We start from the raw sequence: 19,213 nt of genomic DNA, 5'->3' as shown, positions 1-19,213 counted from the left end.
TAGCAAAATACCTTATAATATTAAAGATTTAACACCTCATTTCATCAATAATGCCAATGGCGAAATTGTTATATCTCAGGCATCCATTATATGAGCCAATATATGAGTCAAAAAATAGTTTACACTTTTTTGAAAATTTCTCCTCAAAATGGGGACATTGTTTTGGAAAGTGTAAACCATAAATGAAGCATGCCATATCTCATAAGATTTCAAACAAAGCACCGCATCATTTCGTCTTACCGGTGGTCAAGGAGGCTTTAAGTATGCAAACTAAGGATAAAAAAAATTGGGAAAAAATAATCAGACGGTTTGAACTGCTGTTGCGTTTAAAATCATTTCCCGTGGCCTTTAAAATGCTGGAGAAAAAGGAAAGCCTTGAAACAATTCCCTTTCTTCGACGTCCCCAAAGCAAAATGACCATGTGCCAGATGATTAATCTGGTGCGTAATTTTGATTGGAGTGTGGGGGCGGATCTGGAGGATTTTCTCTTCTCTTCCTGTTCTTCCATTCTGGGGTTAAGGGAAGTTCCCGAAACCCATAAGAACGGTACATTCAGAAACATTGTGTGGGTGGCAACCAAGGCTGACGGTCAAAAATTTGAAGCAGCCATTCCCCGTTTACCCCTGGGAAAATATCAGGCCCTGGCCATGGCACCCCTGGTTTACAATCCTTTTACACCGGATATTGTGTTGATTTATGCCAATCCGGCCCAGATCATGATGATGATCAATGCATTGCAATTTTGTGATTACGAAGTGATGCAGTTTTTCTGTGTGGGGGAGTCTTCCTGTTCCGATGCCATTGTTCGCTGCTATGAGAGTGGAAAACCGTCGGTGGGCATTCCATGCTATGGAGAGCGTCGTTATGGCCATGCCCAGGATGATGAAATGGTGATGGCGGTGCCTGCCGGTTTGATGGAAAAAACCCTTTCCGGATTGGAGGCCCTTTATCGACGGGGGGTACGTTACCCCATCAGTTTTGCCGGAGCAGAATGTGATGTTACCCAGGTGTTTCCCCCCACCTATCTGGGCCTTGATGATATGATGAAAAAAGTTAAAGGAGATGGGCAACATTTTCTGTTGGGGGTCACCGGCGGCATTGCCAGCGGTAAAAGTACGGTGTCTGAAATGCTGGAAAACTTAGGCTCCCCATTGATTGATTTTGATCTCATTGCCCGGCAGGTGGTGGAACCGGGCACCCCGGGACTGGCAAAAATTGTGGATTACTTTGGTCGCCAGGTGCTGGATGAAGAGGGGGCTCTGGATCGAAAGAAGATGTCAGATATTGTTTTTGGTGACATGGAAAAACGAAAAAAACTTGAAGGTTTTACCCATCCCCCCATATATGAGGCCTTTTTTGAGCAGGTGGCACAGATTATTGAAAAAGATCCCAAGGCCGTTATCCAGGTGGCCGTGCCTTTGCTCATTGAACTGAACCTGCAGTATCTGTTTGATAAATTGTTGGTGATTCATGTACCATCCCAGGTGCAGATAGAACGCCTGGCCATCCGGGACGGCATAACTGAAGAAGAGGCTGCCAATATTCTCAAAGCCCAGCTGCCCATAGATGAGAAATTGCAGTTTGCCGATTTTGTGGTGGATAATACCAAAGATCTGGCACACACTGAAAAACAGATTGAAACGGTCTGGGCACAGCTTCACAAGGCTTAGAATATAATTGCTGTGAAGGCAAAACTGTATTATAATAAAACAGTTAGTAAAAATTAGGTTTGATTCCAACATTGAGCCTGTAACCTGGAATCGGTGTTGGAATCAAGCCGGAAAAATTAATACCCTATCTAAAAAAATAACAAACGGAATAAAAATGAAAAAAGCATTGCCCTTGCATTTTGAGGAAAAAAACCGAGACGGCCCTTCATAAATTTATTCAATGCGGGCCATATCTCCGAAGAGAAAGGAGGTCTCCATGACCATTATCTTTAACCTTAAAAAAATCATGGTGACGGCCGGTATCATGGCTTTAATATCCCTTTTGTCCATTGGCGCCGTTCTGGCAGCTGACTCACTATCCCTCACCCTCCAGCCTGATTCTGACGCTTCATTTGAAGCGTATTCCAACCAGTTTCAAAGTAAAATGCCCCTGGCAGATGAAGGCGCTTATACGCCTTTGGAATTTTTATGGTCCAAGGTGATTGACGAAAATCGTTTTTTACACTGGAACAACGGCGCTCTTTTTGAAGAGGGAGCCTATTTCCGGCCAGGTGTTCTGGAGCATGAACTTTACAAGGGAAAATTTAAGGAAATCCGTTATATAAGGGAAAAAATGGCGGAAAAATATACTTTTAAAATGACAGAAAAAGTGCTCATGGAAACCAGGATTGCCAAAAAAATTGATAGACTTGCCAAGCAAATATCACGGCATTTGAGAATGCGATATATAAAACCGGGCAGGGACGAAAAAGCCCTGTTTTACCTGCCCGGCCAGGATCTGGAGTCCCAGCCTGATGAACAGAAAAAATTGTATGAAATTATTTTTTCTGCCCACCTTTATGACCACCTGCCCGGCACCACAGTCGCTTGTTCCATGGCGGTTAATTCAAGCTATTACGGCATCAGCACCAACATGGAATTTATCCCCGGTGATGGAGAGTTCGGCATGGAGGTGACAAGTCATTTACTCAATGCTTACCTGGGTGGCAGAACCAGTCTTGAGCTTGTAACCGGTGAGGGCAAAGTGTCCAGTATGGTTAAAATTTCATTTGGATTTTAGTAAATATTCGGGTTGGTTCTGTAAATGTTTGGCCGGTGCCCCATATTTGCTTAGTTGGGACTGCGTAGCATACTATTGCTATGTGAGCAGGCCCAAATGGGTGAAGATGGGGTGCTGGCCGAATATTTACGGATTTTAGTGCCTTTGTTGTGGGCAGAACCGGATCAAAATAATGTCTGCCCGTGGCAGTGATGGGGGATATATGCGGACCAAGACTTTTTATATTTCTATATTCAGTGTTTTTTTTCTCTTCTCATGTGCTCATGTGCCCCTGGATAGCCATTATAACGGGCCTTATAATATCCCTGACTCCATTAAAGCCCAATATGCCTATGCGCCTTACCGGGGCAGCTGTGATGAAGTTCTTCTTCATGAAAATCAAGATTATTCCATTAAACAGATTAAACTTACTTCAACAAAAAACATCATTCCGTCGGCCGGTCACATTACCATGGATTATTATGCAATCAAGGGGCCGGGGAAAAAACCGTTGGTCATGGTGCTTCCGATTCTGGGCGGATCAAATAACGTGGCTGAACTCTTTGCCGGATGGTTTGCGAAAAACGGCATGGCTGCGCTCATTGTCCATCGTCATAAAGCCTACAAAAAAATCAAGGAGGTTGATTCCATGGATACTGTATTGCGTCAGATTGTTTTTGATCACATGCAGGTATTGGATTGGATTGAAACAAGAAAAGAACTGGATCTATCCAATATCGGTGTGTTTGGCGTGAGTATGGGGGGGATCAAGGCGGCCCTTGTCAGCTCCCTTGACAGACGTATTAAAGCATCTGTTTTTGTGCTTGCAGGGGGGGATATCCCCTATATATTAAGACATTCAACAGACAAAGGTGTCCAAAAAAAAAGAGAGCGGTATTTACAAAAAAATAGGTTGTCCGAGGAACAATTTTACATTGGGTTAAAAAAAAACATTACCTGTGATCCCCTGCATTATGCCCATTATATTAATGCAGAAAACAGTTTAATGGTACTTGCTGTTTTTGACAGGGTAGTTCCTTTTTCCAAGGGGCTGCAGCTAAGGGAAAAAATGGGAAAACCGGAAACCATTTATCTTCTGGGTGGGCACTACTCTTCCATTATTTATGTGCCATACATTCAATACAAAGCCTTATCTTTTTTTAGAAGAAAATTTATAATTTCCCAGGCCGGGCCTTGAGGTCAAAATAAAACCATTTTTGATTACAGGCTTTTCCTTTTTCATCTTTTTTATCGGTGGTGGTTGCATAGGTTACCCAGCTCTCCAGGGTGGACGGCTTGAAGATGACATTTTGAATATTTCCTTTGAGTGATACCTGTTTTGACATTTCCATGAGAACCTGGGGAGAAATGGTGCCGTAATCGGCTTTTAACGCGCTGTACAACTTTTTTGATTTTGCGCCGGCATAGACAACATCGTCCAGGGCAGGAAAGACATCTTCATCCCTTTCATCGGAAAGGGGCATGTTTTCTTTAAATGTGAGAACCCGGCCACGGTCGGTGATGAACAACAATGCATTGATCTCTTTTTCTGTTCGTTTGGCATCGCTGATTAAATAGACATAGGAGCATGTCCGCCGGGCATTTTTAATCATATCCACGGCCTGGTCCAGAGTATTTGCCTCCCGCATCATTTTACGGAAAAGAAACACAAAGGGAATACCTTCAAGGCTTTCACCGGGTGGGTTTCCATATCCCATCTCTCCAAAGGCCATCTGTTGATCATTCATTCCTGTGACGCAGCCGATGAATCCGGCAAAGCCATAGGTGACGGATCTGTTTCCCACATCAGGTTCATGCACAAGAAGTACCGGCCATTTTTGGACCCCCATTTTTCGATTCCAGTCCAGCACCCTCATTTGATACATCTCTCCATCTTTGGTTGCCTTGCCAAAGGCCGCAATATTGCTACAGGTGGTGGGTTTGAATTTTTTAAAAAATTGTTTTTTGTATTTGTATTCTGATACGGCAGGAATGGTGTGAAACCAGTGGATCAATTTCAGAGGCAAATCCGCACCATGGGCAAGTCCCCGCATTTCTTCCTTTTCTTTTCTGGGGATATAGGGTGCCATGAGATCATACACTTCGTCCATCATTTCAAATGAAGAATAATGGGCCGCAAGGCCCATCACCCGTTTAATGCATTGCTGTATTTGTGATTTCAACAATCGTCCATGCTGAAATCCCATTTCGTAAGGGGTCCCTTTAAGATATAGAATTCTAAGATTGTTCACCAAAGGATCATTGCTTTCGATTAAAGATGCTTTGGAAAGAATGCTTTCTTCCATCCGGGTATTATTAATAATCATGGAGCGTTGATATAACGACAAATTATTTTCCGGGAGTCTGGCACAGCCGGATACAAATACAAAAAGCAAGGCCCATGGAATTATGATGGCAGATGTTTTTGTCATGGCAGATATCTCCTTTTATGTGGAAACAGGGGTGTCTATTGTGTAATAACGCCCTTTTTTGAGTGCTTTCAGCGTGTTGAGTTTGCGGGGTTGATATGTTGAAAATATTATATCATATAAAGTTGTTATGATAAATTTAATTTTGATTTCAACCCATTGGTCTTATGCGAATTCAAGTCTGAACCCAATAGCTCGCCATGCATTTTAAAAAAATTGATTATGCTCAAATAAAATATTGACAAACTCATATAAAAAATCCATACTCGCTCAAAATTTTGTTTGCTGGGGGAGCTTTAAAAAGCTGAGAAGGTTAAAACCTGACCCTTGGAACCTGACACGGTTAATACCGGCGTAGGGAAGCTATGGACGCTCTCAGAAATAACTTCACGTTCTATCCCAAGAGAAATCCACTCCATTCACATCGCCATTTACTGACCTGACAAGGTCAGATCCGTCAAGGTTCTTTTTGTTAACCAACAAGGAGAATTGTATGGAAATTCAATTAAACGGGAAGCTGATCACCACATCTGCTCCCAATGTCATGGCTCTGGTTAAAGCCCGGGGCCTTGATCCAGGCTCTGTAATTATCGAATACAATAAAAATGTAATTAAACAAGATGTCTGGGATAAAACCCCTGTCCGTCCGGGGGATATCCTTGAATTGTTAAGTTTTGTGGGAGGTGGATGAATGGAAATGACCGGAAAAAATAATGAAACAATGAAAATGGATGATGCGTTTTGTCTGGGGGGCCAAACCTTTAACAGCCGACTGCTCACAGGCACCGGCAAATTTGCTTCCAGAGAGATCATTGCCCCCATGCTGGAGGGCTGTGGCTCAGAAATGATCACCGTGGCCCTTCGCCGGGTGGATGGCGATGCCGGGGCAAAAAATATTTTGTCCTACATTCCCAAAGGGGTGACATTGTTGCCCAATACATCCGGAGCCAGAACCGCTGAAGAGGCTGTGCGCATCGCCCGCATCGCAAGGGCTGCCGGGTGTGGCGATTTCATCAAGATTGAAGTGATCACCGAGATGAAATACCTGATGCCTGACAATTATGAAACCCTTAACGCCACGAAAACTCTGGCGGCAGAAGGGTTCAAGGTGTTGCCCTATATCATGCCGGATCTCACCCTGGCCCATCGACTCCAGGATGCCGGGGCTGCTGCCGTGATGCCACTGGGTTCCCCCATTGGGTCCAACCGGGGCATAAAGATGGAAGAGATGATTCGCATCATTATTGAATCCATGGATATTCCCGTGATTGTGGATGCCGGTATCGGCAGACCTTCCCAGGCGGCCCAAGCCATGGAAATGGGTGCAGATGCGGTGCTTGTGAACACAGCCATTGCCACAAGTGCTGATCCTGTGATGGCAGCCCGGGCCTTTGCCATGGGTGTGGCTGCGGGGCGCATGGCCTTTTGTGCGGATATGGCAGCACAGACAAACCAGGCCCAGGCCTCTTCACCTCTGACCGGCTTTTTAAGGGAGACAGCATGATGTTTCTGGATCAGGTTGATGAGCTTATTGCCTTTGATGTTAACGGCTTTCTGGAAAAAGTTACACCGGAGCAGGTGAAACGATCTCTTAATAAACCGCTGCTCAATCGGTTTGATTTTCTAAATTTGATATCCCCGGCAGCAGAGTCCTTTTTAGAAGAGATGGCCACCCGGGCCAGAAGAGAGACCATCCAATATTTTGGACGCACCGTGGGGCTTTATGCCCCCATCTACATTTCTGATTATTGTTCCAACGGGTGTGTGTATTGCGGATTTAATGCAAGCAATCGTTTTAAGCGCACCAAGCTTTCCCTGGAGGAGATTGAACAGGAGTGCCGGATACTTGCCGCCACCGGCATTCGTCACACCATGATGCTCACCGGTGAGGCCCCTTTAAAAACACCCCTGGATTATCTTGAGTCGGCGGTGAAGATAATGAAAAAGCATTTTGCCTCCATTTCATTGGAAATTTTTCCCATGGATCAGGCAGACTATGAAGTGCTGAACCGTGCCGGTGCCGATGCATTGACGGTGTACCAGGAGACCTACAATAGAAAAGTGTACCGGGAAGTTCATCCTTCCGGCAAAAAGGCCGATTATGCCTATCGCCTTGGAACACCGGAACGGGGTGCCAGGGCCGGATTCCGATCGGTGAACATCGGCACTTTGTTTGGTCTGGGGGAGCTTTGTCAGGAGGTGTTTATCACAGCCTGCCATGCCAGATATCTGGAGAAAAAATATCCCCATGTGGAGGTGGGGCTCTCCATGCCCCGCATGAGAACCGCCACCGGTGCCATCTCCCCCCGGAATATTTTGTCAGATTTTCAATTTGTGCAGTTCATGACGGCCCTTCGCATCTATCTGCCCCGCATCGGCATGAGTATTTCCACCCGGGAGGGTGCTGATTTCAGGGATAAATTGCTGCATCTGGGAGTGACCCGGCTTTCTGCGGGTTCTAAAACCGATGTGGGAGGCTATGCCGCAGCACCCAAGGATGAAAGTGCCCAGTTTGACATTGCAGATGAGCGCAATGTGGAACAGGTGGTGGCCATGATTGAAAGTAATGGATATCAGCCTGTGTTCAAGGATTGGGATCGGATATGACCTTCCGGGAAAATGGTAAGTTCAAGGTCGGTATTGCCGGTGTCGGGGGGATTGGGTCCAGCGTGGCCCATGTGCTGGTTCGCTCCGGGATAACGCATTTAACCCTGGTTGATTTTGACCGGGTGGAGGCTTCCAACCTTAATCGGCAGTTTTATTTTCATGATCAGATCGGCATGGATAAAGCGCAAATGCTGGCCCGGAACCTTAAGCGAATAAACCCCGGTTTAAGCGTTGATATGGCTTGTGAACAACTGGATGCCCATAATATCAAACCCCGATTCCATGGTTGTGACATCATTGTGGAGGGGGTGGACGATAAAAAAACAAAAAAACAGGTGGTGGAGGCCTTTGCCGGAACATCCACTCCTGTGATTTGTGCATCGGGCATTGCAGGGGAAGATTTGACCGGCATTGGGATAAAATCCATGGGTAACATCACCATTGTGGGCGATTTTATCACCGATGAAGAGGACAATCTGCTTTTTCCTCCCAAGGTTCACATGGTGGCATGCCTTATGGCCGGTGAAATTCTTAAACGGTCCAACAAGGCTCATGTGTAAAATTTAAATCATAAGTTCCCGGATCTTACGCTGAACCCACCTGCCGGTTATGGCAGGTGGGTTATGTTTCGGCCCTGTTCACAGGGGGGATGGGAACTTATGATTCATGAGCAGGGAAATATAAATATGAAAAGCAATGAAACGGTTTCTTTCCATAGGCCCTGGGCATTGCCCAATGGTATTTATGGGATATTGGCGGAAAAATTTTCCCGGGGAAGGGATAATGTCACTGTGGCTCAACTCATGATAGAGGGGGGCATTGATCTCATCCAATACCGGGAAAAGCGTCATGAAAAAAGCATGCAGGAGATGTATGCGGAATGCCTGGCCATACGAAAAATCACCCGGGAGGCGGGCATTCCTTTTATAGTCAATGATTTTGTGGACCTGGCATTGATGGTAAAAGCCGATGGTATCCATGTGGGACAGGATGATCTGCCGGTGACAGCGTTGCGGGAACTGGTGGGAAAAGAGATGATCATCGGCTGTTCCACCCACTCCCCGGAGCAGGCGGCAAAGGCCGTTGAAGACGGGGCCGATTACATTGGTGTGGGGCCTGTTTTTGCCACCCAGACCAAGGAAAATGTGTGTGATGCCGTGGGGTTTTCCTATCTGAACCACGTGGCCGCCCGGCATACAATTTCCTTTGTGGCCATTGGCGGTATTAAAAAGGATAATCTTGCAGATGTTCTGGCCCAGGGTGCCCGGTGCGTCTGCCTTGTCACGGAAATTGTGGGCGCAGAGGATATTCCGGAAACCATCCGGGAAATAAAAACAATATATAAAAACTCAGTTTAAGGAATAAAAAAAATATGAAAACATATACCACACAGATGGATGCAGCAAAAAAAGGGATTATTACTCCCCAGATGAAAGATGTGCTTGAAATGGAGACCATTTCCGAAAAAGAACTTCTTAAAGGAATGGCCGCAGGTTCAATTGCCTTGCCTGCCAATATTCATCATAAAAATCTTAAGGGCATTGCCATTGGCAAGGGCCTTACCACCAAGGTAAATGTCAATCTTGGGGTGTCCAAGGACTGCTGTGATTTTGATCTGGAACTTGGAAAGGCAGACATGGCTGTGGATATGAAGGCCCATTCTGTGATGGATCTGTCTGTGTCCGGGGATACCCGGGCCTTTCGTCAAAAGCTTGTGGAAAAGATGCCGGTGATGATCGGTACGGTACCCATTTATGACACCCTCACCCGCACAGGTAAAAAAGGGTATGATATTACCCTTGAAGAGTGGTTTGAAACCGTTGAAATCCATGCCGCCGACGGCATTGACTTTATCACCATTCATGCCGGCTTAACCCAGAAAGTGGTAAAAAGTATCCACACCAATCCCCGGCTGACCGGGGTGGTGAGCCGGGGTGGGGCCATTCTCATGGAATGGATGATTAAAAATAACAAAGAAAATCCTTTTTATGAGCATTTTGACAGGCTTTTGGATATTTGTGAAGCCAATGATATCTGCATCAGCATTGGGGACGGTCTGCGCCCCGGTTGCTTAAAAGATGCCACAGATGCCCCCCAGATTGAGGAGTTGATAACCCTGGGAGAGCTGACAAAAAGAGCCTGGGCAAGAAATGTGCAGGTGATGATTGAAGGGCCGGGACATGTGCCCTTGAACGAGATTGAAATGAACATGAAGCTACAGAAAAAGCTTTGTCACAATGCGCCTTTTTATGTGCTGGGGCCCCTTGTCACAGACATTGCCCCGGGATATGATCACATAACTTCTGCCATTGGAGGGGCTTTGGCAGCCATGCACGGGGCGGATTTCCTTTGTTATGTCACCCCGGCAGAGCACCTTCGCCTGCCTGAGCTTTCCGATGTAAAAGAAGGGATCATGGCATCGCGCATTGCAGCCCATGCCGCTGATATTGCCAATGGTATCCCCGGTGCCATGGACCCTGATATTAAAATGGGCAAGGCTCGGTTTGAGCTGGATTGGGAAGGACAGTTTGAAGTTGCCATGGACCCGGAAAAAGCCCGGGAATACAGAGCTTCTTCCCAGCCGGAAGAAGAAACTGTCTGCACCATGTGCGGGGAGTTCTGTGCGGTTAAACGAACCCGGGATGTTCTTATTTCGTAAAAATTGGCATGTCCTGACGGATACAATGAATATTGAAAATGGTATGATGCCGCCCCCCCGACGGGCAATGGGTCCGGCCTGGAAACGTAGATGGCTCAATTGGCCGCTTCCTATTGCCCCTCGGGGGGGGCTCTGCCTTAGGTAGCCTTGGAGGCTACCTTGTATATAACCGCCACGGGTGGACCGTATTATGATCCCGCTCCGTCCACAACAAAGCTTGAAATATACCCCTGTTTTACGGAGTATTTCATATAAACTGCCACGGGTATATTTTATTCTGATCTCGTTCTGCTTACAACGAAGTACGAAACAGTGTTAGGTTGTGTTGACATTTCAGCGTAGCCATATCAAAAATAGTCTTATTTACGCTTTTTTATAAAAATGGTGGAGCTCTTTTTGTCTTTGAAATTTGTCGCTCTCTGCATTTTCTATGGATGAGAACCAGGCAATTTGATATTGATCAAATATCTGTACCAGGGGCCAGCTGGGCCTGAAAACAATCCTTAGCTTGAAAATGTACCGCAAAATATGTAAAAGGTACCAAAGGATTGTTGACATGCTTAATTTTATAAAATGGGTTTTTACTTTTTTTTGTCCAGTCAGTCTCCAGGGACAGATGCGGATACTGGTTTCCATGGTGGTGATTGGCCAGTTGTTTATAAGTGGAGCGATTTTTGCGACTTTTATTGGCAATACATCCAAGGCTCAGATTAATAAGCGTGCCCTGGATATCGGCCACACCGTGGCCAGTGTTCCCCTTATACACCGGATACTTGAAAGCGGAGATGATCCCCAGGGCAGTATCCAGCAATTTACAGAAACAGTGCGAAGGCAGACAGGGGCTGAGTTTGTGGTGGTTGCCGATCGACACAGCAGGCGGTTTTCCCATCCCAATCCTGAAAAAATAGGTCAATATTTTGTGGGGGGAGATGAAAATCTGGCCCTGACCAAGGGACAGGCATATGTATCTGAAGCCATAGGTACTTTGGGTCCTTCCCTGCGGAGTATTGTTCCTGTTTTCAACAGTCAGGGAAGCGTGATCGGTTTTGTGGCCGTTGGATATCTGCAAAGGGAAATAATGCAGACCGTACAGGGATACCAGCGCGAACCGGCAACACTTATTTTCATGCTGTTTGTGGTGGTTTTATTGGGTGCCACCGGGATTTCCGGTTATGTTAAACGGCAGACATTGGGCCTGGAACCCAGACAGATCGCCTCCTTGTATCTGGAACGACAGGCAATCCTTGAATCCATCCAAACCGGAATCGTTGCAGTGGATGGCTCGGGAAATATCAGTCTGATCAATCAGGTGGCATTGAAGTATTTCGGGTTTGAGTCAGACAAAGACCTCATTGGAAAGAGTAGCACCGCTGTTTTTGCCCATAGCGATTTTAGTATGCTTTTGAATTCAGATGCCAAAGAGTCTTTTCGCGAGATACACGTGGACGGCCAGGAATTTTTGTTTACCAGCGTCCCCATCGCATATTCAGGTAACGAAACTGGTGTGGTTGCAAGTTTTCGACCCATAGAGGATTTGTACCGCCTTCAAAAGGAGTTGCGGCAGACTCGGCAATTCAGCGAAATGTTGCGGGTGCAGGCCCACGAATATTCTAACAAATTGCATACCCTGGCAGGTTTGCTACAGATGGAGGCCTATAAGGAGGCCCTGGATCTTGTGACCCGGGAATCTTCCGGGCTCCAGAGTCTTATCCAGTTTCTTTCCCGGGCCGTACCGAATCCAACCCTGGCAGCCATTATAATGGGAAAATACAATAGAGCCCTGGAAATGAAGGTGGAATTTTTGCTTAATCCGGACAGTACCATGGGACAAATTCCAGGAGATTATGATTTTAACAGCCTTGTGACCATCCTTGGGAATTTAATTGACAACGCCCTTGAAGCCGCATTGTGCTGCCAGAAACAGCGCTCCCCCTGCATTCAGCTTTTCATGACCGATATTGGACATGATCTGATTTTTGAAATTGAAGATTCCGGTCCGGGTGTCCCCCTGGAAATTCAAGATAAAATTTTCAGCAAAGCGTATTCAAGCAAAACATCGAATTCTGCTCAACCGGATATCCATGGGGTCGGTCTTTACCTGGTGCATCGCCATGTGGAATATTTAAATGGAGATTTAATCTTGTCAACCGGTGATCTGGGAGGGGCTTTATTTACTCTGATCCTGCCCAAAAAAAACGTTAAAAAGGCATAAGATGAAAGCCATACGTGTATTGATTATTGAAGACGATGCAAGGATCGCAGATATGCATCGGTTTTTTGTTGAGAAGGTACAGGGATTTGAGGTGGTGGGCATCGCCTTAAACCTGGGAGAAGCCCTTGAAATGGTAACGCTTCTGGATCCTGATCTGCTGTTACTTGATCTCTATCTGCCCGATGGGCACGGCATGGACATCCTGCATCAATTGCGAGGGCAGGGCAAGGCGGTTGATGTGATTTTGATCACTGCGGCCAGGAATGTGGATACCGTGCAGCAGGCATTGCGGGCCGGTGCCTTTGATTATCTGGTTAAACCGGTGATTTTTTCTCGTTTTGAAAGAGCAATGAACAGTTTTATTGCCTACCATAGTCAATTACGGCAGGGCCAGACATTGGCACAGCGGGATATTGATCAACTACGCCATCCCCATCAGTTATCGTCTGGCTCCGATGAGGTTCCCAAGGGAATTGATGTGCTGACATTGGGCAAAGTCAGGCAGGTGTTTACTGAAAATTTGGCATCAGGATTCAGTGCGGAAGAGGTGGGAGAAGAAATCGGGGCCAGCCGTTCCACGGCCCGGCGATATTTGGAATATATGATTACAACAGGTGAACTAAAGGCGGATCTGGTTTATGGAAGTGTTGGTCGACCCGAGCGTCGTTATTTTTTACAACAAGGATAAGTGGATGGGGTCAGGCAAAGGGCCGGACCCCGTATTTCAAAGCTGAAATTTCAAAATTATTAGATGAGAACCTGTGCCAGGGGGTACCCCACGGCACATGCGATGATGACCCCGATGAGACCGGGCACCATAAAACTATGGTTAAAATAGTATTTTCCTATTTTTGTTGTTCCTGTAACATCAAAGGTGCAAGTGGCGATATCTGAAGGGTAGTTGGGGATAAAAAAGTACCCATAACAAGAAGGCATGATACCTATCACCAGGGCCGGGGAAAGCCCCATGCCCATGGCCACGGGCAGCATCATCCGGCAGGTGGCAGCCTGGCTGTTGACCACCACGGAAACGGTGAACATGGCCAGGGCAAAACTCCAGGGATAATTTTGAACCATGTCAATGATACCGGCCTTGAAACTTGGCAGGGCAAATTTAAAATAAGTGTCGCTCATCCAGGCAATGCCGAAGATGGCAATGGCGGCAACCATACCGGATTTAAAAACCACACCGTCCGGAACCCGGGACGCTTTGGTTTTGGTTACCAGCAGAATCAACCCGCCAAAGGCAAGCATCATCATTTGGATGATAACTGACATCTTGATGGCCTTGGGGCTGTCGCCAATGGTTCGGATTTCTGGGACCATGGCGATGATGACAATAGAGATCAATGCCATGGCAAACAAAATTACGGCCTGACGTGCCGATGCAGGCAGAGCTTCATCCAGGGTTGTGCTTGTTGTTTCCTCAATTCGTTTTCTCCATGTGGGGTCCTTCATTCGTCTTTGATATTCTGGATCATCCGCAAGTTCAACCCCGCGGCGCATGCTGTACAAGGACATGGCAATAACCCCTGCCAGGGTGGCTGGAACTGTCACCCCGAGAATGGATAAAAGGGTGAGTTCTGAACTGACATTGGTCAATTGGGAAAGGTAGTAGACAACAGCCGCTGAAATGGGGCTTGCCGTGATGCCCAACTGAGAGGCAACAGACGCCGCTGCCATGGGGCGTTCCGGACGGATATCATTTTTAAGGGCCACATCGGCAATGATGGGCATCACCGAATAAACAGCATGGCCGGTGCCAAGCATAAAGGTCATGATATAGGTGACCAGAGGGCCTAATAAAGAAACCATTCTGGGGTTGGAGCGGAGCAATTTTTCCGCAAGTTGCAGCATGTATTTCAAACCACCTGCCGCTTCAAGGATGGACGCACAGGTCACCACTGCCATGATGATCAGCATGACCGTGATGGGGGGAGAAGTGGGAGGCATCTGGAAAACAAAAACTTCAACCACAAGACCGATGCCGGAAACAACACCAAGGCCGATTCCTCCGTAACGACTTCCAAGATAAAGTATCAATAGCAGAAACAAAAATTGAATATAAAGCATGATGGTTTTCCTTTCCTTGTCGATAATGTGTTTTGTCCGCAAACCCTTATTTGCAGCTCTTGAATCGTACTATAATTTGTTGATGGGATAAGGTAAATCTTGTGGAATTAAAGGTTTTTTTATTTTTTTTGGGTATTGTGTTCATAATGTTCATGTGATGTCTGTCAGCATGAAATCGGTTTGTATATGTCATCATTATACGAGTAATAATTGTTCAGCTATGGTAAAGTTTATATATTTTTTTGGTTTTGAGGAAAAAGTTTGTCAGACATACCATGGCATATCCTAATTTTGATTTAGTGCTGTCCACAAAAAAATGAAAATAATGGTTCTCATTGTTTGTAAATATAAAAAGGTTGCTTGATATGATTAAAAACAGATTTCATTATTACCGTCTGGCAAATGATATTCTTTTGGGAACCTTGATCGCAAATATTCTTGGAGACCAGATTACCCGTATTTTTTTTTCAAACCGCGACACCGGATTCTCCCAGGATTTTATTACCCTTATCTGGTTTGTTGATATGTTTTATTTAATAATTGCCTGTATTATTGCTATTGTTGTTATTGTGTCTTATGAGTCTCCCGTGCGAAATTGCTTAAAAAGTTTTTATAAGGGTAGACGATGTGATCCTGAAATGATGAAAAAAGCACAAAGGCGACTGCTCAACGAGCCTTATCTGATAATTGTTCTCAATATTTTAATATGGACTGTGGGTACCTTTGTTTTCTGGCTCATCGGGAGTGAAGCATCCCATATCGGGGTCGCATGCGGCATGGTAACCGTTATACTGGCTTTTTTTTGGGTAGAGCATGTGTCCCAAAAAAAATTAATTCCCATTTTTTTTCCGGATGGAGGCCTTGCAAAGGTAAAAGGCGCCAAAACCTTGGGCCTGGGGGTTCGTATCGGAGCCTGGCTTTTGGCGGTGTCGATTATTCCGCTGTCATACATTTATATTACTACACGTTGGTTCAGAGAGCAGGAACAAGCAGGCAAGACAAATCCGGGAGAATTGCTGGAGCATTTTCAATTTACCCTGATCATGGAAAGCTCCTTATTTATTCTGCTGGCTGTGGGGCTTTCAATACTGGTTGTGAAAAATTTTAGAGCACCTCTTCAGGAAATTATTCAGACAATGACCCGTATTAAAAAAGGAGATTTCACGGCCAGGGCAAAAGTTCTCACTAATGATGAGATTGGGTTTGTCGGAGAAACCCTCAATGCCATGGCAGAGGGGCTTGGTGAACGAGAGCTTATAAAAGATACATTCGGAAAATACATTGACAGGCGGGTGAGAGATGAAATTCTTAACGGGAATATCCCTCTGGATGGAGAGATAAAAGAGGCCACCATTCTTTTTGCGGATTTAAGAGATTTTACTCCCATGGCAGCCACCACACCGCCTAAAACACTTATTCGGATTCTCAATGGGTATCTTGATGAGATGTCTGGATGCATTCAGGCTCATCAAGGATTGATTCTCCAGTTTATCGGGGATGAGATCGAGGCCGTTTTTGGTGCTCCGGTTTATGAATCAGATCATGTAGCTTCCGCTCTCAGGGCTGCCATTGATATGCAGTCCTGCTTAGAAAAATTGAACCGCCGACACAGGAAAATGGGATTTCCCGTCCTGAAGCACGGCATTGGTATACATACGGGCACAGTCCTGGCAGCCAACATTGGAAGTCGGGACAGAATGGCCTATTCCTTGGTGGGAGAAACGGTAAATATGGCATCAAGAATCCAGGGGTTAAACAAAAAATTCCAAACAGATATCCTGGTCAGCCATGATGTGGCACAGTCCGTAAAGGGTGAATTTTTTTTGAAACCCATGAAAGAAACTCAAGTAAAGGGAATTCAAATGCCAGTGACTGTCTATACTCTTGTTTTATAATTGAATATTGGATGACAGCTTAAATACTCAACTTTCGGTGTTCGCATTTCGTGGTGGGGTCAGGCTTTCGTTATTGACATTATCGAGGCTTTTTTCGTTGGCAAAGGCCTTGGTCGATAACATCAATAACAAAAGCCTGACCCCGTCGGCACACTGAGCCCATCGGTACATTTAAAAATGCCGGCTTTGAAATGAAGCCCGAAAGTTGAGTTAAATAGTTGTTCGAATATTGCTTTGATAAATAGGGCAAAATGGATATTTCATATAACCGCCACGGGCGGACCGTATTCTGATCCCGCTCCGCCCACAACGAAATTTGAAATACACCCCTGATTTTCGGAGTATTTCATATAACTGCCACGGGCAGACCGTATTCTGATTCGGTTCTGCCCACAACAAACTTTGTCTATTCGTTTGCTGCCAAAATCAATTTTTTTCTTGTTTTGCAGGTGGGTTTTTCAACCCGTTCCCTTTCAACAGTGGGAATAAAAGGTTCTGGCGGGGGAAGTTCAGGAAGTCCCATGACCTGCCGGGCTCTGTTTAAGGCTGAATCAATGTTGCCGAAAATATTATCTTCACCAATGGTGTAATAAAGCCCGGACTGTTCCAGGGTGATCAGGGGCTGGGCATGGATGCCGGAAAGCAGGATCAATGTGCCTTGTTTCTGGGTTTTTTCCACCAGTTCTTCCAGGGCGTGCAGGGCTGTGGCATCAATAAATAGAATGTGACGGCATCTTAAAATCAGTACTTTGGGGGTTTTGCCCACAATTTGAAGGGTATCTTTAAAGCGGTTGGCAGCCCCGAAAAAGAATGGTCCCTGGATTTCAAAAACTTCCACCGATTCCGGTACATCCCGGTCCTTAAGGGCATGCCGGTCATTTTTGAAATCCTGGGTGTTTCTGCGGATAACAGTGGCCTGGGACATGCGGTTCATGAATAAAATGGCGCTTAATACCACACCTGCTTCAATGGCAATGGTAAGGTCCACAAATACGGTGAGAAAAAAAGTGGCCAGCATGACAAGCAGATCATTTTTAGGGCTTTTAAACAGTTTGACAAAATAGCGCCATTCACTCATGTGGTATGCCACCACCATGAGGATGGCCGCCAGGGTGGCCATGGGAATCAGGGTGGCCCATTTGCCGAAACAGAGCATGATTAACAGCAGGGTGGCGGCATGAACAATGCCTGCCACAGGGGTTTTCCCTCCGCTTTTAATATTGGTTGCTGTACGGGCAATGGCTCCGGTGGCAGGAATACCGCCAAACATGGGCACCACGATGTTGGCAATACCCTGGGCCACAAGTTCCATGTTGGAGTCGTGGTGATCTCCTGTGATACCGTCTGCCACAACTGCGCATAAAAGAGATTCAATGGCGGCCAGCAGGGCAATGGTAAGGGCAGGCGAACTTAATTTGTGGATCATTTCAAAGCTGACATGGGGAAGGGCAGGGGTGGGCAAGGCGGTGGGAATGGCGCCAAACCGGCTGCCAATGGTATCAACGGAAAGCCCGAACAGGGAGACGGCAACGGTGGTGGCCAGAATGGCAATCACCGATCCTGGGACTTTTTTGGTCACTTTGGGCCAAAATGTCATGATTAAAATGCTGCTCACCCCAATCACAGCTGTCTGGATATCCAGGGTGGAAAAATGATGGGCATAGGCAAGGCATTTATCCAGAAAACCTGCTGATCCTTTGGGGATGCTCAGGCCCAGGAAATCCTGCACCTGGGTGGTGAAAATGATGAGGGCAATACCGCTGGTAAATCCAATGGTCATGGGATATGGAATAAAACGTATGGCCTGTCCCATGCGTGTAAGTCCCATAAGTACCAGCAACACGCCTGCCATGATGGTGGCCACGGCCAGTCCTGAATATCCAAATTCCTGTACAATACCAAAAACAACTATGATAAATGCTCCGGTGGGACCACCGATCTGAATCTTGCTGCCACTGAAAACTGATATGAGAAAACCCGCCACCACTGCCGTGTAGATGCCCTGTTCCGGGCTGACCCCGGATGCAATGGCAAAGGCTATGGCCAGGGGAAGGGCCACAATGCCGACAATGATGCCGGAAATAATGTCATTTATCAATGTGTTCTGGCAAAAAGGCTCTTTAAACACGCATAAAGACGCCGGGGTCATTTTGAAACCCATAACAGACTCCTTAAAAAAAAACGTATTTAGTTGGATATCGAGTGATGTCGTGGAAAGGTCGAACAAAGAGCGGCACAAACCTGCGATCAGGGGATAGAAACTAAACAACTGTTAATGAATAATTTACGATTGTTGATTCAGTTACAACAGCCGTAGAAAGCCTGCATATCTAACATAGACCCCATAAAAGTCAAGTGGAAAAAGACAAAAAATATCACCTTTCATTTCTATTTTACACTTTCACAGGGGGAATCCCCATTTTTCGGTGATCATTTTTAAAAAGTATAAAACATTTTTGGGGGCATATGAGGTATAATATTTTTTTAGCCATAATTACTTTTCTTGAAGCCAGTTAAAGATGGGTGCAGGCTGTAAAGTATTAATTCCAATGTTGTTATATATGTAATTGAATGTCGGGGTTGACAAATTGTTTGAATATATATTATTCATTGTTTGTTTTATATGTTG

General features: G+C 45.8%; 15 protein-coding genes and 1 riboswitch. Of the genes, 12 read left to right on the top strand and 3 right to left on the bottom strand.

The genetic code is table 11. The annotated features are described in order from the left end of the window. Positions 1-263 precede the first annotated feature (263 nt). The 3 genes from coaE to B9A32_RS10585 all read left to right on the top strand — a co-directional run bounded on the left by coaE (position 264) and on the right by B9A32_RS10585 (position 3,907). Positions 264-1,670 (top strand): dephospho-CoA kinase, encoded by a 1,407-nt coding sequence (coaE, locus tag B9A32_RS10595; protein ID WP_084069234.1) that lies wholly within the window; start codon positions 264-266, stop codon positions 1,668-1,670. Positions 1,671-1,926: 256 nt separating this feature from the next. Next, complete coding sequence (locus B9A32_RS10590) at positions 1,927-2,730, top strand: hypothetical protein (protein WP_084069232.1); 804 nt, start codon at positions 1,927-1,929, stop codon at positions 2,728-2,730. A 202-nt stretch (positions 2,731-2,932) separates the two neighbouring features. Then, positions 2,933-3,907 carry an alpha/beta hydrolase family protein gene (locus B9A32_RS10585; protein WP_084069377.1) on the top strand — a complete coding sequence of 325 codons (975 nt, stop codon included), beginning with the start codon at positions 2,933-2,935 and terminating at the stop codon, positions 3,905-3,907. Here B9A32_RS10585 and B9A32_RS10580 read toward each other — a convergent pair. Next, complete coding sequence (locus B9A32_RS10580) at positions 3,882-5,141, bottom strand: C45 family autoproteolytic acyltransferase/hydrolase (protein ID WP_084069230.1); 1,260 nt, start codon at positions 5,139-5,141, stop codon at positions 3,882-3,884. The genes B9A32_RS10585 and B9A32_RS10580 overlap by 26 nt on opposite strands. 274 nt (positions 5,142-5,415) lie before the next feature. Further along, positions 5,416-5,516, top strand: a riboswitch (TPP riboswitch). A gap of 115 nt (positions 5,517-5,631) precedes the next feature. On the opposite strand from B9A32_RS10580, the gene thiS reads away from it, so the two are divergent. The 8 genes from thiS (at position 5,632) to B9A32_RS10540 (ending at position 13,304) form a co-directional block, all read left to right on the top strand. Further along, positions 5,632-5,829 carry a sulfur carrier protein ThiS gene (gene thiS / locus B9A32_RS10575; protein ID WP_084069228.1) on the top strand — a complete coding sequence of 66 codons (198 nt, stop codon included), beginning with the start codon at positions 5,632-5,634 and terminating at the stop codon, positions 5,827-5,829. After that, the gene (locus tag B9A32_RS10570) at positions 5,830-6,642 is read left to right on the top strand and encodes a thiazole synthase (RefSeq protein WP_269749020.1); all 813 of its coding nucleotides are present in this window, start codon (positions 5,830-5,832) and stop codon (positions 6,640-6,642) included. It begins immediately after the preceding gene. Continuing rightward, complete coding sequence (gene thiH, locus B9A32_RS10565; protein WP_084069226.1) at positions 6,639-7,745, top strand: 2-iminoacetate synthase ThiH; 1,107 nt, start codon at positions 6,639-6,641, stop codon at positions 7,743-7,745. The genes B9A32_RS10570 and thiH overlap by 4 nt, the downstream gene beginning before the upstream one ends. Continuing rightward, complete coding sequence (gene thiF, locus B9A32_RS10560; protein ID WP_084069224.1) at positions 7,742-8,305, top strand: sulfur carrier protein ThiS adenylyltransferase ThiF; 564 nt, start codon at positions 7,742-7,744, stop codon at positions 8,303-8,305. Before thiH ends, thiF begins: the two co-directional genes overlap by 4 nt. A gap of 126 nt (positions 8,306-8,431) precedes the next feature. Beyond that, positions 8,432-9,103, top strand: coding sequence for a thiamine phosphate synthase (thiE, locus tag B9A32_RS10555; RefSeq protein ID WP_084069373.1), 672 nt, complete (start codon positions 8,432-8,434; stop codon positions 9,101-9,103). 14 nt (positions 9,104-9,117) lie between these two features. Then, positions 9,118-10,404 (top strand): phosphomethylpyrimidine synthase ThiC, encoded by a 1,287-nt coding sequence (thiC, locus tag B9A32_RS10550; protein WP_232367122.1) that lies wholly within the window; start codon positions 9,118-9,120, stop codon positions 10,402-10,404. 556 nt (positions 10,405-10,960) lie between these two features. Then, complete coding sequence (locus B9A32_RS10545; RefSeq protein WP_170923793.1) at positions 10,961-12,616, top strand: ATP-binding protein; 1,656 nt, start codon at positions 10,961-10,963, stop codon at positions 12,614-12,616. Between the two features lies 1 nt (position 12,617). Beyond that, the gene (locus B9A32_RS10540; protein ID WP_084069220.1) at positions 12,618-13,304 is read left to right on the top strand and encodes a response regulator; all 687 of its coding nucleotides are present in this window, start codon (positions 12,618-12,620) and stop codon (positions 13,302-13,304) included. A gap of 59 nt (positions 13,305-13,363) precedes the next feature. Here B9A32_RS10540 and B9A32_RS10535 read toward each other — a convergent pair whose 3' ends face one another. Further along, complete coding sequence (locus B9A32_RS10535; protein ID WP_084069219.1) at positions 13,364-14,689, bottom strand: anaerobic C4-dicarboxylate transporter; 1,326 nt, start codon at positions 14,687-14,689, stop codon at positions 13,364-13,366. A gap of 365 nt (positions 14,690-15,054) precedes the next feature. Between B9A32_RS10535 and B9A32_RS10530 the strand changes: the two genes are divergently transcribed. Next, a complete protein-coding gene (locus tag B9A32_RS10530; RefSeq protein ID WP_084069216.1) occupies positions 15,055-16,584 on the top strand; it encodes an adenylate/guanylate cyclase domain-containing protein in 1,530 nt (509 codons plus the stop codon). A gap of 406 nt (positions 16,585-16,990) precedes the next feature. On the opposite strand, the gene B9A32_RS10525 is transcribed toward B9A32_RS10530, so the two are convergent. Continuing rightward, entirely contained in the window at positions 16,991-18,745 is a 1,755-nt protein-coding gene (locus B9A32_RS10525) for a SulP family inorganic anion transporter (protein WP_084069214.1), read from the bottom strand. Positions 18,746-19,213: the final 468 nt, after the last annotated feature.

It is taken from the genome of Desulfocicer vacuolatum DSM 3385 (assembly GCF_900176365.1).
Lineage (GTDB): Bacteria > Desulfobacterota > Desulfobacteria > Desulfobacterales > Desulfobacteraceae > Desulfocicer > Desulfocicer vacuolatum.
This window is presented reverse-complemented; position numbering and strand designations above follow the sequence as displayed.